We start from the raw sequence: 13,670 nt of genomic DNA on the forward strand, positions 1-13,670 counted from the left end.
GAATTAATAATGTATTGTCGTTTTTTTTGAATGAATAAATAAAGTACTAAAGATCGGTTTTTTCTAGCTTACTTGTATCACCTTTTAGGTATTGATCTAAAAATTCGATTACTTTTTTTGTAGCTTCTATTTGGTTTTCCTTTTTAACGAATCCATGTCCTTCGTCTTCAAAAAGTACATATTCTACAGGAACCCCATTTTGACGAACACCTTCTACAATCTCATCACTTTCTACTTGTAATACTCTAGGATCTTGAGCCCCTTGTAGAACTAATAATGGTTTGGTTACTTTATCTGTATGAAATAGCGGAGATATTTTCTTTAAACGAATAGAATCTTCGGTATGTGGATCTCCCATCTCTTCATACAAAGCATCTTTAAAAGAAGCCCACCATGGCGGAATGCTTTTAAGTGTACGCATCCAATTGGTCACACCAAAGTAATTCACACCTACTTTAAACTCTTCTGGAGCTGATGTAAGGGCTGCCATGGTCATAAAACCACCATAGGATCCACCCATAATACCAATTTTATCGGCATCAATTATTTCTTGTTCTGCTAACCAATCTTTCCCAGCGATACAATCTTTAAGGTCTTTATCTCCGTGGTTTTGATTGTCCATCATATAGAACGTTTTTCCATACCCACTACTACCTCTATTATTTACAGCAAGTACAGCATATCCATGATTTACTAAGAACTGTGTACGCGAACTAAAATTCAATCTAGATTGCCCTCCTGGGCCTCCGTGCACCATTACGATAGCTGGAACTTTATTGTTTGCGTTTGCTTGCTTAGGTTGATAATAAATAGCAGGGACTTCCACACCATCAAAAGAATTAAATCTCACAACTTTTCCTTCTACAAGATCATCGGCATTGATTTCTTTATTGAGTACGTCTGTTAATTGATAATAGTCTTTTGTATTCATATCATAGGCATACATATTGGTAGGTTTTGCAGAGTTACCTACTCGCAGTAAAGCCATAGATTCATCTCTTGAAAAACTAGCACTGGTTACAGATTGTCCATCTATTTCTGGAAACTCAATGGTTTTTCCAGTAGCTACTTCTGTTACTTTCATCACTGTCTTTGCATCTTCATTGGTAAAGAAAACATTGTATTTTCCATTATGAGTAAAGTAATAACTAAATACGGGCCACTCATTATTTGTTACGCGCTCTACCGTTCCTGTAGCAATATCGTAACTTGCTACATACGAATTTTCTGCTCCTTCATCTGTAGAGAAATACAGTGTTTTTCCATCTGGAGAAAAGTCTAAATGCCCATTACCACTTTGGGTTGCATTTACTTTCTTTTGTTCGTTGGTTTCTGTATTGACAATATATAAGTCACTATCATTTGTATTAATAGCTTCAGAGAGTGTAATGTATTTGCCATCGTCACTCATAGCATTAAAATCACGAGCACTTTCTACTTTATACACTATTTTAGAAGAAAAATCTTCAATATTCATTTCATAATGATCTAAGAATTGTGGATCACGTTCATTACTTCCATAAAAGAAGCTTTTTCCATCTTTTGCCCACCCTCTAAAATTTGTACGAACACCTTCAAGAGGTGTCAATGCTTTGATGCCATTTTCATCTTTCATAAAAATTTTGAAAATTTCATCTCCATTTCCGTCCATACTAAATAAAATACGATCATCTTTAGGGAAGTAAGAGATTCCATATATAGAACTACTGTCACTTTGGGTGATAGGCGTAAGCTCACCGCCTTTAACTGGCGTACTATACATATTATTAATTCCAGAACGATTACTGGTAATTAATACTTTGGATTTGTCGGCAGAAAAGCCATTGGCTCCTGCGCTTTCGTTATCCATAAATTGCTCAATAGAGTATTGTGCAACGGTACGTTCTTCTTGTGATTTTTCTTTTACTTGTTCTTTACAGGAGAAAAGAATTAAAGTAAAGCACACGATAAGGTAAACTGCTTTTTTCATATGATTAGATTGTTAGTTGTTTAAAAAAGCCCCTCTTTTTTGAGAGGGGCTGTATATATTCTTAATCCATTTTAAAGCTCTTTATTTCTTTAAAAGGCTTTACATCCAGTCCTTCTAATTTTGTTTGGAACGGTGTCCACTCATCTGTAAAGAAAGTGTTTGTGGTTTCTAATGCTTCTTGCAACTGATCTTTTGCTTGTTGGATCAACAAGTTTTCTGTAGCTGTGAGTCCGTTGGGACGACTACCCGCATAACCACGAGCAAGACCAATACGACGCATTACTGTCATTTCAGGATTACGTGTAATTCCTTGACGTTTATCTTCTTTACCTAAGTATAACGCAATGACTTCATCTATACGTTTTACCATTTTTCCAATCTCTTTCAGATCTTCTTTATGCGCATCGTCTTTATCAAGCTTTTTCAGCATTTTCTTATAATCTTGCGCAATGGTTTTACTCTCAACCAATTGTTTTACAGCATCTGCAGCTGTTTGCGTGAGTCCTTCTAATGTTTTTCCAGAGGTATACTCATCATTAATCGCTTTTTGAGGAACATCTAATCTAGGATCAGACTCCACCGTAATAGATGAGGTACTTGTCTGGTCTCCGTAAGTCATTTCTAAACGATAGGTACCTGGTTTTACAGAAACACCTCCTGGTTCACTTTTACGTTTACGGATAGTACGTGATGGTCTATCCCCACCAGCTTCATTCATAAACCATCTTGTTTTATGAATACCTGTACTATCTGGGGTTTTCCATTTTAAGTGACGTATTTGTCTCTCTCCATCATATATTTTTAAATGGATAGAATCCCAAGTTACTTTCTTCACCTCCGAGTCATCAGAAGTTTCATCTTCATCCTCCTCTTTTTCCTTGTCTTTCTCTTTAGACGCTTCTTTCTTCACTTTGGTTACATAATAAGAGATATGTGCACCACGACCTCTGTTTTCTGCATTGTAAAGGGCATCACCACCAAAGCGACTTCCTGTAGGTTGTTGATAGGCTGCTTGGTATGCTGTAGGAGGATCAAAGAGTTGTAGCTTTCGCGAAAGCGTATTCTTATCCTTTGCAATAGCACGTAGTGGTCTGATATCATCTAGTACCCATGCCGCACGTCCAAATGTTCCAATCACTAAGTCATGCTCTCTTGGCTGAATCACTAAATCTTTTACCGAAGTCGTAGGGAATCCTTTGGTCCATTTTTCCCAGCTTGACCCAGCATCTAATGAGATATAAAGTCCATCATCGGTTCCTAAAAACATCAAGTTAGGCTCTTCAATATCTTCAATAATAGAAAGGGTGTAACTCTGTACATCATTGCTATCTACAATACGCTCCCAAGTTTTTCCGTAGTTACGTGTACGATACGCATACGGTGTATAATTGAAACGACGGTAATCATTTGCTACTAATAATGCTTCTCCTTGCTTTTTATTACTCGCTTTGATTTGTACAATCCAGCTACCCTCGGGTAATCCTTTAATGTTTTTGGTAACTTCTGTGTAGTTATTTCCACCATCGGTGGTATAGTGTACACGACCATCATCGGTTCCTACCCAGAACATATTGCGCTCTAAAGGTGATGGCTCAATGACTAGAATAGTGGTGTGATTTTCAGCCCCTGTTGCATCCATAGATAATCCTCCAGATTCCGATTGCTTTTGCTTTTCAGGGTCGTTGGTTGTTAAGTCTGGCGAAATCACCTTCCAAGTCAATCCTTTATCTGTCGATTTGTGTACAAACTGACTTCCAAAGTATATGGTACTATTATCAAATGGGTCAATATTAATAGCCGAGTTCCAGTTAAAACGTAAAAATACATCAGGATCTGGATGGGTAGGTTTTACTCCATAGTTATTTCCAGTTTTCCAATCATAACGACTTACAAACCCTTGCTGACTCATACTCCAACCGTAACGGCTATCATCTTTATCTGGTACTACATCAAATCCATCACCAAACGAAATCTCTTGCCAGTAGCTATTACGAATTCCTTGTGCTTTCCAAACATAAGCAGGACCTCTCCAGCTTCCGTTATCCTGCATTCCTCCGTATACATTATATGGAAACTCATTATCTACACTAATATGATAAAACTGTGCCACAGGTAAGTTTCCTATAAAGCGCCATGTTTTCCCACCATCTTTTGTGATGTTCATTCCTCCATCATTTCCGTCAATCATAAACTGACCGTTATCTGGATGAATCCACCATGCGTGGTGATCTGGGTGAACTCCATTATCTACACCATAAGCTCCCATGAGTTGTGAGAAATTCTTTCCACCATCTTCAGATACATTTACATAGGTAAATACCGAAAAGATTCTATTTTCATTATCGGGATCTACGTGAATATCTGAATAGTAAAAAGGTCTATTTCCGATATCACTTTTATCATTTACTTTTTTCCAGTTAAAACCTCCATCTTCAGAGCGGTATAATGCATTCTTTTTTGCTTCAATTAGTGCATATACCACATTAGGTTTATTGGGCGCAATAGAAATACCAATACGTCCTAACTCTCCTTTTGGAAGTCCATCTTTATCTGATAGCTTTTTCCAAGTCTTTCCGCCATCATGCGTCATATGTAATCCAGAACCTTCTCCTCCAGATTTAAAAAACCAAGGATCACGTTTGTGTTCCCACATTGCAACGATGAGTTTATTTGGATTGGTTGGGTCCATTACCATATCGGCAACCCCCGTTTTATTATTGGCAAATAAGATTTTATTCCATGTTTTTCCTCCATCGGTAGTTTTAAAAACACCGCGCTCTGGATGTTCGCCCCATGGGGATCCGATAGCACCTACATAGACCACATCAGGGTTGGTAGGATCTATAATCACACGATGGATATGTCTTGTTTTTTCAAGCCCCATAGATTGCCATGATTTCCCGCCGTCTAAAGACTTATATACACCATATCCTCCATTGAGAGAGTTACGTGGATTTCCTTCTCCAGTACCTACCCAAATTACACTTGGGTTAGATTGTTGGATCGCAACTGCTCCAATAGAAGCTGTTAATTCATTATCAAAAACTGGATCCCATTTAATACCTCCAGAAGTAGACTTCCATAACCCTCCAGAAGCAGTACCTACGTACATAACATCTGGATTATCTGTAACTACATCTATTGCTGTAACACGACCAGACATACCGCCAGGACCAATATTACGAGGTTCCATGTCTTGAAGAATAGACATGTCAAGTTTTTGTGCGCTTGCGATGGTACAAAAGCACAATAAAAGGAGTGAGTAAAAGTGTTTCATTTGGTTGAATTAAAAAATAAGGTTGTCATTCTAAACAGTGCAGTGATGGTCTATCAAAGTTGTTAAGAGATCATTATGTATTTGAATCGACTAAGTTAAGGAAATGTGAAAGTTCAAAATCTTAAAGGCTTGTTAAGTTCATTTACTTTCAATGTTATTTTATACGCTTTCGCGAAAGCATATATATTCTCTTTCTTAAAAGTGATTGTAATAAGGAATTAATTATCTACTTTAGATAGAAGTAAACAAGAGAAACATATAAATGAGAAAGATTTTCGCAAGTTTGAGTGTTGTACTATTTATAGTTCTTAGTTGTAAAAAAGAGAATAGATTTATTGACGAAAATGGAAATGAATTTATAAAAAAGGGTGATGAGTTATTTATCATCCCTGCTAAATACGAAAAAGCAGGAAAGTCATATAAAGTATTTATTTATAATGAAACCTTGAAAGATGTTAGCATAACTAAAGATTTGAAAATAAAACCAAATCAATTTAAGGTGATTCATATGAAAGATACTGACACCTTACGCTTTGACATTGGAGTAAAGTTTATGTTTGGAGATGAATATGGTCTTGAAGTTGAAGATAAAAAATCTCAGATACTTGGGCTTGGTGGAGAATTTTTAGATAAATATGGAGTCCCTGATGAAGCAGAATGGGCTTTTGTAATTGTCCCGCCAGGTGAGGGATAAGAAACGACTGAATAAAACTTCAGGTACTACCAAAAATATATAATTAATTGCTAGATGGTATTTAAATAGTATCACGGAAACCTTACTGAATTTCCTTTATGTAATTTCTTTTGCTAACTTAATTCTCATAGCATCAAACAAGTACTGAATATCATAGAGATTGCTATTTTTTTAACCCTTTAAGAATACTAATCGGAAAGAAACTTATATAAATGGATAGCCTATTATTCATAGGCTAACGAAATAAATTAACGAAGCTTTAATACTTTGTTTACCTTTTTTAAAATATCTTTAAACATAATTAAAACCAAACTATCATGAAAAAAGTTCTAGTAGCCATCATTTGTATATCTATAATGTTTTTATCATTTACAGAAAAGGAAGTAATTACTTATCAAGATAAAACGATTGTAGAAATTGCAGCGGGGAATGATAATTTTAGCACATTAGTTACCGCTATAAAAACAGCAGGTCTTGTAGAGGTATTATCAGGAAAAAATGAATTTACTGTATTTGCTCCTACCAATACGGCTTTTGATAAATTACCAGAGGGAACAGTTACTTCTTTACTTAAACCAAAAAATAAAGATGCACTAACAGATATTTTAATGTATCATGTGGTTGCTGGAGAGTATAAAGCGGCAGATGTTGTAAAAGCAATAAAAGATAATGGCGGAAAATTTTCTTTAAATACAGTGAAAGGAGAGAAGATAACGTTAAAGATGAAGGGTAATAATGTCGTAATTAAAGATGCAAAAGGTGGTCAGTCAGTAATTATTATGACAGATGTAGATGCTTCCAACGGAGTAATACACGCCATCGAAAGTGTACTTATGCCAAAATCATAAGTAACTCTGAATGTAGTTTTGAATGCCTCCGTTTGGAGGCATTTTTTTGTAATTTCTCTCTTATTATACAGACATACCCTAAGAATCATAAAGCGATGTTAAGTACGCTTTCGCGAAAGCGTAATTTTTGTTTTCCCCGCCCTGAAGGGAGCAAAAAATCTTTACATAAATAGATTTTTAGAATACCTCACCCTTTAGGGGCGGGCAAAAGGTATTCTGTTTTATTATTTTTTAGTTTATACAAAATATTATTTTACTCTTAAAGCGATGTTAAGTACGCTTTCGCGAAAGCGTAATTTTCACAATTAATCGTATTTTTATACTGCATGAAAAAAGAACAGATACGTAAAGGGTTTGTATTTAAAACCTATGAAGCACCCAGCCAATCTCTTTTTGAAAAATTATTAGATATTTTTCAGGAACTCATTACACATACTTCAGGTGATTTTGATGAGGCAATGGATTGGTTAAAGCAATTAGATCAAGAATACAAACTGACTAATGATGAGTATACCCTTGATGATTTTGTTCAAGAGTTAAAGGATAAAGGGTATATACGTGAAGAGGTACGTCCTGATGGAACCAAAGGTGGTGCAATCACGGAGAAGACAGAAAGGGCTATACGCCAGCGTGCCCTGGATCAGATTTTTGGGAAGTTAAAGAAAAGTGCACAAGGAAATCATCGTTCTAAAATGAGCGGGCGTGGTGATGAACATACAGGTGACTATCGCTCCTATCGTTTTGGAGACCCATTAGAACGCATCTCAATGACCGAGAGTTTGCGTAATGCGCAAATCAATAATGGCGTAGGAGATTTTAGCTTACGCGAAAATGACCTCGTCGTAGAAGAGACACATTTTAAAGCACAGATGAGTACGGTACTAATGATTGATATATCTCATAGTATGATTCTGTATGGGGAAGATCGAATCACACCGGCTAAGAAAGTTGCCATGGCGTTAGCACAATTGATTACGACACGTTATCCAAAAGATACGCTGGATATTATTGTGTTTGGTAATGACGCTTGGCCAATTAAAATTAAGGATTTACCGTATTTACAAGTGGGACCATATCATACCAATACGGTGGCAGGTTTGGAACTTGCAATGGATATTTTACGTCGTAAGCGTAATACCAATAAGCAAATTTTTATGATCACCGATGGGAAACCAAGTTGTTTACGTCTTAAAGATGGGAGGTATTATAAAAACCCCAATGGATTGGATCAGCATATCGTAAAGAAATGCTATTCTATGGCACGTCAAGCTCGAAAATTACATGTTCCTATTACTACTTTTATGATCGCTAGTGATTCTTATTTACAGCAATTTGTAGATGCGTTTACAGAAGCCAACCAAGGGAAAGCTTTCTACACAGGTCTAAAAGGATTAGGGGAGATGATTTTTCAGGATTATGAAACGAATCGTAAGAAGAGGATAAAATAGAAAATAGAAAAACGAAAGTAGATACCTAATATTAGGGTGGTTGTTTTAAAAAATGGATACATTTTTTTGATTCATTTTTTAAACTTTCCGTTTCCAACTCTATTGGATTATGAAACGAATAAAGTAGAATGCCCCCTAACCCCCAAAGAGGGAATGAATATAGAAAATAGAAAAACGAAAGTTGAATGAAAATGTCTATCAAATTCTTTTCTCTCCCAGAGGGAGAGGTGTCCAAAGGACAGAGAGGGAATAAAAGGAAAGATAAAGCAAAGGACATTGAGTGATTTGATTTCGCCGAAAGGCAGAAAGAAAATAGTATCGAAATGACCGACTTAGAGATAAAATAATGAGATTCCCGTCTTCACGGGAATGAAAAGAAAGTATGAAAGACATAACAACATTAGGAGCATTAAAAGCATCCAACTGGACATCAAGAAGTATTAAGGAAGAGCTTCGCGAACATTTAATTGAAAAACTGCAAAAGAAGGAGCCTACGTTTACAGGAATTCATGGATATGAAAATACGGTGATCCCAGAATTAGAACGAGCAATCTTATCGCGTCATAATATCAATTTATTGGGGCTTCGTGGGCAAGCGAAAACACGTTTGGCGAGACAGATGGTAAATTTACTAGATGAATGGATGCCTATTGTAGCTGGCTCTGAGATTAATGATGATCCGTTACAACCTATTTCACGCTATGCCACAGAACTGATTGCTGAAAAAGGAGATGAAACACCTATTGAATGGATTCACCGTTCAGAGCGATTTGCAGAGAAATTGGCAACACCAGATGTAACTGTCGCTGATATTGTTGGGGATGTAGATCCGATTAAGGCAGCCAATTTAAAATTGAGTTATGCCGATGATCGTGTGATTCATTATGGGATGATCCCGCGAGCAAATCGTAGTATTTTCGTAATTAATGAGTTACCGGATTTGCAAGCACGTATTCAGGTAGCCTTATTTAATATTTTACAGGAAGGAGATATTCAAATACGTGGTTTTAAATTACGCTTACCGCTAGATATGCAGTTTGTCTTTACAGCAAACCCCGAAGATTATACCAATAGAGGTAGTATTGTAACCCCATTGAAAGATCGTATTGGTTCGCAAATCTTAACGCATTATCCTGAAGATGTGGCTACAGCAAGAGCTATCACTGAACAGGAAGCACGTCTGGATGAGCGTCAGAAAAATAAGGTACACGTACCAGATTTGGTAAAAGATTTATTAGAAGAGATTAGTTTTTCTGCTCGTGATAGTGAGTTTATTGATGAGAAAAGTGGTATTAGTGCGCGTATGAGTATCACGGCTTTTGAAAATCTAATGAGTACTGCAGAGCGTCGTATGCTTATAAGAGCTGAGACAGAAACCACCATACGTTTTGGAGATTTGATGGGCATTATTCCTGCAATTACTGGTAAAGTTGAATTGGTGTATGAAGGAGAGCAGGAGGGAGCTGCATTTGTTGCAAAAGAATTGATAGGTGATGCAACTAAAAACCTATTTCTAACCTATTTTCCGAAAATAGAAAAACTCACTAAAGAAACAGATGAGGATCCATATGAAGAGGTATTGTCTTGGTTTTTTGAACAAAGTGGTTTTGTACTAGAAGATGATCTTTCTGAAAAGGAGTACAAAGAAAAACTAGATAGTATCACACCACTTACTGATTTGATTAAAAAATACCAACCAGACACCGAAGCAGCCGATTTCTATTTTGTGAAAGAATTTGTCTTATGGGCACTAGTAGAGTTTAAGAAATTAAGTAAATATGAACTCTCAAATGGAATGCGCTTTAATGACCTGTATGGGAGCTATATTTCTGGGTTGTCGTAACGTTTCTTGGTAGTAGAATTATGGTGGTTATTCTGTATTCTTTGTACATTTTTTTCTGACAAAGAATACAGAACTTTCCGTCTCGCCTTTCTAAGTATAAGAGATTGAGTAAATATTTATTATCTAATGGAATGTGCTTTAATGAGCTACCTGTATGGGAGTTATATTTCTGGGTTGTCGTAATCCTTCATTTCATAAATCACCAAAAAAGCCAGAATCTTTGATTCTGGCTTTTTTGGTGATTTACATCTTTATAAGATCGTATTCTCAAAACTGTGGCTAGTGTATCTTAAAAATCTAGCAAAAACATAAATACGATACTGAATTGACTTGATTATACGTGTTACTACGTATAAAAGCATAGTAAATTACGTGCTGCCTCTTATTTGTAAGAATAATCCTATAAGTTACATTTGAGAAGTATGTATTTGTAACTATTTCAATTGCTTATACATATACATAGAGTAGAAGTGAAAACTTTCTCTATGGAAAGGGATATACTGCTTAACATAAAGAGGCAGTTATATTTTATTACTAATCAAAATATTTTATTTATGAAAAAAATTAAACTAACCAAATTAATGTTAAGTGCTATTTTTAGTGCTGGAGTACTTTTTATGAGTTGTGATTCTGATAATGAGATTCTTACGGAAGAAGGTCTGGATTTAGAAGTAACCATTGGATCCCCTAGGCATATTGAAACAATTGGCGAGTCAATCAAAGCATTTTATAATGGTAAATCTGTTACTTTATTTCAGATAGATGAAGAGCGTTATTTGTATGATGGTGATATCATTCTTAATAGAAATCAATTTAGCTTACCGGGAGAGCCTATAGATAATAGAGGTACTTATAATGGTCTAACTTGGACAAATCGAATTGTTTATTATTCGTATGCAAGAGGACGAAACAAACCTAATAATGCTACAAAGAATTATTGGCAAGGAGCCATGAATGCTTGGGAAAATGATCTAAATTTTACATTCATTGAAGTGAATAATAACTATAATGGTGATTATATTCAGGTTCAAAGTAACAGAGATGGTTATGCTTATAGCACTAGTATTGGTCGTGCAGGAGGAAGACAAGTCATAAGTTTAGATAGTAGATATTTTGACACTGGGAGTATGATTCATGAAATAGGACATGCTGTAGGGTTGGAGCATGAACAAAAAAGACCAGACGCTGAGCAATACATTATTATTAATTGGAATAATATTAGACCAGGTTCACCGACATATCAGTTTGAGCCTTGTACAGGAAATTGTGTAGGAGATGGTGTATTTGATTTTGGTTCGATCATGCTATACCCTTCATCTGGATATTCTTCAGAATGGGTATATGATACGTCTATACCAACAATGACCAAGTTAGATGGGTCTACATGGGTTTCACAACGATCTAATTTATCTAGTGGTGATATAGCTGCTATGAATGCCATGTATAATTAAAAATTCACCCTTATATGAGAAAGCGGCTGTTCTATAAACAGTCGCTTTTTTTATGGATTGAAGAATTTTTAAAATAGGAGTTTGTTTTATTGGATAGGGTTTATTCTTAATACTTTAGTATAGTAATACTTGTACAGTTACTATAAGAAGTATTTAATCTCCGTATGCTATAAGTCCAGCTTTAAGATTTTGTGCTTTATCTAAAATCTTTTTCAAATAGACTACATCCGAATCATCATTATATTCTCTTATCTTCATGTCAATTTGTTTTATCATTTTACTTCCCCATCTAAAATCTGAATAGAAGTCAAACCTTGAATCAATAATTTCTTTTCTCACCAAACGTTCAAACATTTCAAATTCTAAACCACCAGCATACTCAAGTGTATTTAGCATATCTGGTTTGGGTTTTTCTTTTGAATCTGATGCTATATAAAAGTCAAGCATGTTTAGTTATTTAATGAAATAAAAAATGGTCAGAAAGAAATCGGTGTTAGTGGGAGATTTGGATGTTTATACTTTCATTTTATAATTAAAGCTATTATTACTTATATCGATTAGCCTCAATCTATCAAATTATATTCTTCTCTAGGTGTTGAAAATAAATACCATTTATTATTGATATTAGTCATTTCACCAATTTGATATGCATAAGTCTTGTCATTTGACTTAAAGAGCATGCCATAGGTCATTCTTATCTTATAACTTTCGTATTCAAAATTACTATCGGTTTTTATTAATAACTCTTCTATAGGCTTTTGTAAAGAATTACTTTTAGCTAAAATTTCATTGTATTCATTAATAGATAGCTTTTTTTGATATTGATTTATTAACGCATCTGCTTCTTTTTGATTGATAATCACGACTACTTGAGAAGCAAAGTCGTAATTAGTTGTGTCAACATGAGTTAAATTTTCAAGAATTCCATCATGGCTTAATTTATTCCTAACTTGTTTCAGGCTAGGATAAATTGCATTAAATAAATTTTCGGTTATTTCTTCCAAAGGAACTTCTTTATTTTTCATTTCACATGGAAACCCTCGATAACACAAATTATTTTTTTCCATATAATTTTGTGTTGTTTCATCTGCGATAAGCTTATAGCAAAAATCTTTAAGGGTTTTATCATTTTTAGTTTTCCAAACCTCAATTAATTCAGCATACACATCTTCTAGTTTAGAATGATCATTCTCCTGTGATGTACATGAGTTAAATATTAATAAAATGATACAAAGTTTTGCGATTCTCATTTTCTTTTTTCTTTTAATTGTTGATAATACTATCAACGATGAGTAGTTGTGTAAAGTACTTTACAATTTAATTAATAAATTGGATTGTTATCATAATCTTTTAGTACTTTATTTTCATCTAAACTATATGTTTCTCCGACAGCAGTAGACTCTACAAGAATTCCTATAGCTTTACTATTTGTGAAAGATTTTGCTTCCTTCCAACATTTAGATAAAAACTCACTTAAGAATTTTACTTCTAAATCATAGAATTCTGTTCGGTCGTCAAATAGATCGTCATCAATTAAAGTGTCTATTTTTAATTCATACCATAATTCATTAAATAGTTTATAAAGTAGGAGGTTTAAATTCCCAGAATCAGTAGTTTTTAAACCTAAATCAGGGAAATAATCATGTTCATGATAAGGTAATATACCTATTGAAAAGTATTGTAGTATATAATAATGAACACAGTATATTTTTTCTTTAAATTTTGAAGGTTTTTTTAATTTATAATCTATTTTTAGGGCTTTTTTAAATACTTCAGTTATTTCTTCTTTTATCGGATCTAGAACAAATTTATGATAGACTTTTCTCCATTCATTTAAAGTAATATCATAGAGTGAATCATATAAAGTATCAGTGTAAATTTCATGATCTGTATCTAATTTAAGATTATAATCATTTACTAGTTTTTTGAAGGAAAGATATGTAGGGTATATGGTTTCCAAATGATTATTTAATAGTTCAGATTTAAGATCAAATTTTTCCTCCTTTTGCATAGTTTTTAAGTTTTAGTTTTAAATGCTCATATTGACTCATATGGAAGATTATTCAGAACCTTTTCTAAGGTTTTCTTAAAGTTATTTGGAGATGTCTTTAATCTCAATATACAACTATACTTTTCTGTC

At 34.4% G+C, this 13,670-nt stretch carries 10 protein-coding genes; 5 read left to right on the forward strand and 5 right to left on the reverse strand.

Going from position 1 to position 13,670, the window contains the following annotated elements; genetic code table 11:
- Positions 1 to 46 precede the first annotated feature (46 nt).
- Positions 47 to 1,969 (reverse strand): S9 family peptidase, encoded by a 1,923-nt coding sequence (locus CHB80_RS11855; protein WP_089371682.1) that lies wholly within the window; start codon positions 1,967 to 1,969, stop codon positions 47 to 49.
- Between the two features lie 61 nt (positions 1,970 to 2,030).
- The gene (locus tag CHB80_RS11860) at positions 2,031 to 5,246 is read right to left on the reverse strand and encodes a WD40/YVTN/BNR-like repeat-containing protein (RefSeq protein WP_089371683.1); all 3,216 of its coding nucleotides are present in this window, start codon (positions 5,244 to 5,246) and stop codon (positions 2,031 to 2,033) included.
- 262 nt (positions 5,247 to 5,508) lie between these two features.
- Between CHB80_RS11860 and CHB80_RS11865 the strand changes: the two genes are divergently transcribed.
- The 5 genes from CHB80_RS11865 (at position 5,509) to CHB80_RS11885 (ending at position 11,530) form a co-directional block, all read left to right on the forward strand.
- Positions 5,509 to 5,940 carry a hypothetical protein gene (locus tag CHB80_RS11865; RefSeq protein ID WP_089371684.1) on the forward strand — a complete coding sequence of 144 codons (432 nt, stop codon included), beginning with the start codon at positions 5,509 to 5,511 and terminating at the stop codon, positions 5,938 to 5,940.
- 356 nt (positions 5,941 to 6,296) lie between these two features.
- Positions 6,297 to 6,788 carry a fasciclin domain-containing protein gene (locus CHB80_RS11870; protein ID WP_371874967.1) on the forward strand — a complete coding sequence of 164 codons (492 nt, stop codon included), beginning with the start codon at positions 6,297 to 6,299 and terminating at the stop codon, positions 6,786 to 6,788.
- Between the two features lie 326 nt (positions 6,789 to 7,114).
- Positions 7,115 to 8,236 carry a vWA domain-containing protein gene (locus CHB80_RS11875; protein WP_089371686.1) on the forward strand — a complete coding sequence of 374 codons (1,122 nt, stop codon included), beginning with the start codon at positions 7,115 to 7,117 and terminating at the stop codon, positions 8,234 to 8,236.
- Positions 8,237 to 8,618: 382 nt separating this feature from the next.
- Positions 8,619 to 10,079 carry a sigma 54-interacting transcriptional regulator gene (locus CHB80_RS11880; RefSeq protein WP_089371687.1) on the forward strand — a complete coding sequence of 487 codons (1,461 nt, stop codon included), beginning with the start codon at positions 8,619 to 8,621 and terminating at the stop codon, positions 10,077 to 10,079.
- Between the two features lie 554 nt (positions 10,080 to 10,633).
- A complete protein-coding gene (locus tag CHB80_RS11885) occupies positions 10,634 to 11,530 on the forward strand; it encodes a M12 family metallopeptidase (RefSeq protein WP_179218140.1) in 897 nt (298 codons plus the stop codon).
- Positions 11,531 to 11,683: 153 nt separating this feature from the next.
- On the opposite strand, the gene CHB80_RS11890 is transcribed toward CHB80_RS11885, so the two are convergent.
- The 3 genes from CHB80_RS11890 to CHB80_RS11900 all read right to left on the reverse strand — a co-directional run bounded on the left by CHB80_RS11890 (position 11,684) and on the right by CHB80_RS11900 (position 13,541).
- The gene (locus tag CHB80_RS11890; RefSeq protein ID WP_089371689.1) at positions 11,684 to 11,977 is read right to left on the reverse strand and encodes a hypothetical protein; all 294 of its coding nucleotides are present in this window, start codon (positions 11,975 to 11,977) and stop codon (positions 11,684 to 11,686) included.
- 116 nt (positions 11,978 to 12,093) lie between these two features.
- Positions 12,094 to 12,780, reverse strand: coding sequence for a hypothetical protein (locus tag CHB80_RS11895; protein ID WP_089371690.1), 687 nt, complete (start codon positions 12,778 to 12,780; stop codon positions 12,094 to 12,096).
- A gap of 71 nt (positions 12,781 to 12,851) precedes the next feature.
- A complete protein-coding gene (locus tag CHB80_RS11900) occupies positions 12,852 to 13,541 on the reverse strand; it encodes a hypothetical protein (RefSeq protein WP_089371691.1) in 690 nt (229 codons plus the stop codon).
- Positions 13,542 to 13,670: the final 129 nt, after the last annotated feature.

It is taken from the genome of Dokdonia pacifica (genome assembly GCF_900188275.1).
Classification (GTDB): domain Bacteria; phylum Bacteroidota; class Bacteroidia; order Flavobacteriales; family Flavobacteriaceae; genus Dokdonia; species Dokdonia pacifica.

Bases quoted from the DNA above. Each gene is read 5' to 3' on its own strand.
- CHB80_RS11855 (WP_089371682.1), bottom strand. From the start codon at position 1,969: ATGAAAAAAGCAGTTTACCTTATCGTGTGCTTTACTTTAATTCTTTTC.
- CHB80_RS11860 (WP_089371683.1), bottom strand. From the start codon at position 5,246: ATGAAACACTTTTACTCACTCCTTTTATTGTGCTTTTGTACCATCGCA.
- CHB80_RS11865 (WP_089371684.1), top strand. From the start codon at position 5,509: ATGAGAAAGATTTTCGCAAGTTTGAGTGTTGTACTATTTATAGTTCTT.
- CHB80_RS11870 (WP_371874967.1), top strand. From the start codon at position 6,297: ATGTTTTTATCATTTACAGAAAAGGAAGTAATTACTTATCAAGATAAA.
- CHB80_RS11875 (WP_089371686.1), top strand. From the start codon at position 7,115: ATGAAAAAAGAACAGATACGTAAAGGGTTTGTATTTAAAACCTATGAA.
- CHB80_RS11880 (WP_089371687.1), top strand. From the start codon at position 8,619: ATGAAAGACATAACAACATTAGGAGCATTAAAAGCATCCAACTGGACA.
- CHB80_RS11885 (WP_179218140.1), top strand. From the start codon at position 10,634: ATGAAAAAAATTAAACTAACCAAATTAATGTTAAGTGCTATTTTTAGT.
- CHB80_RS11890 (WP_089371689.1), bottom strand. From the start codon at position 11,977: ATGCTTGACTTTTATATAGCATCAGATTCAAAAGAAAAACCCAAACCA.
- CHB80_RS11895 (WP_089371690.1), bottom strand. From the start codon at position 12,780: ATGAGAATCGCAAAACTTTGTATCATTTTATTAATATTTAACTCATGT.
- CHB80_RS11900 (WP_089371691.1), bottom strand. From the start codon at position 13,541: ATGCAAAAGGAGGAAAAATTTGATCTTAAATCTGAACTATTAAATAAT.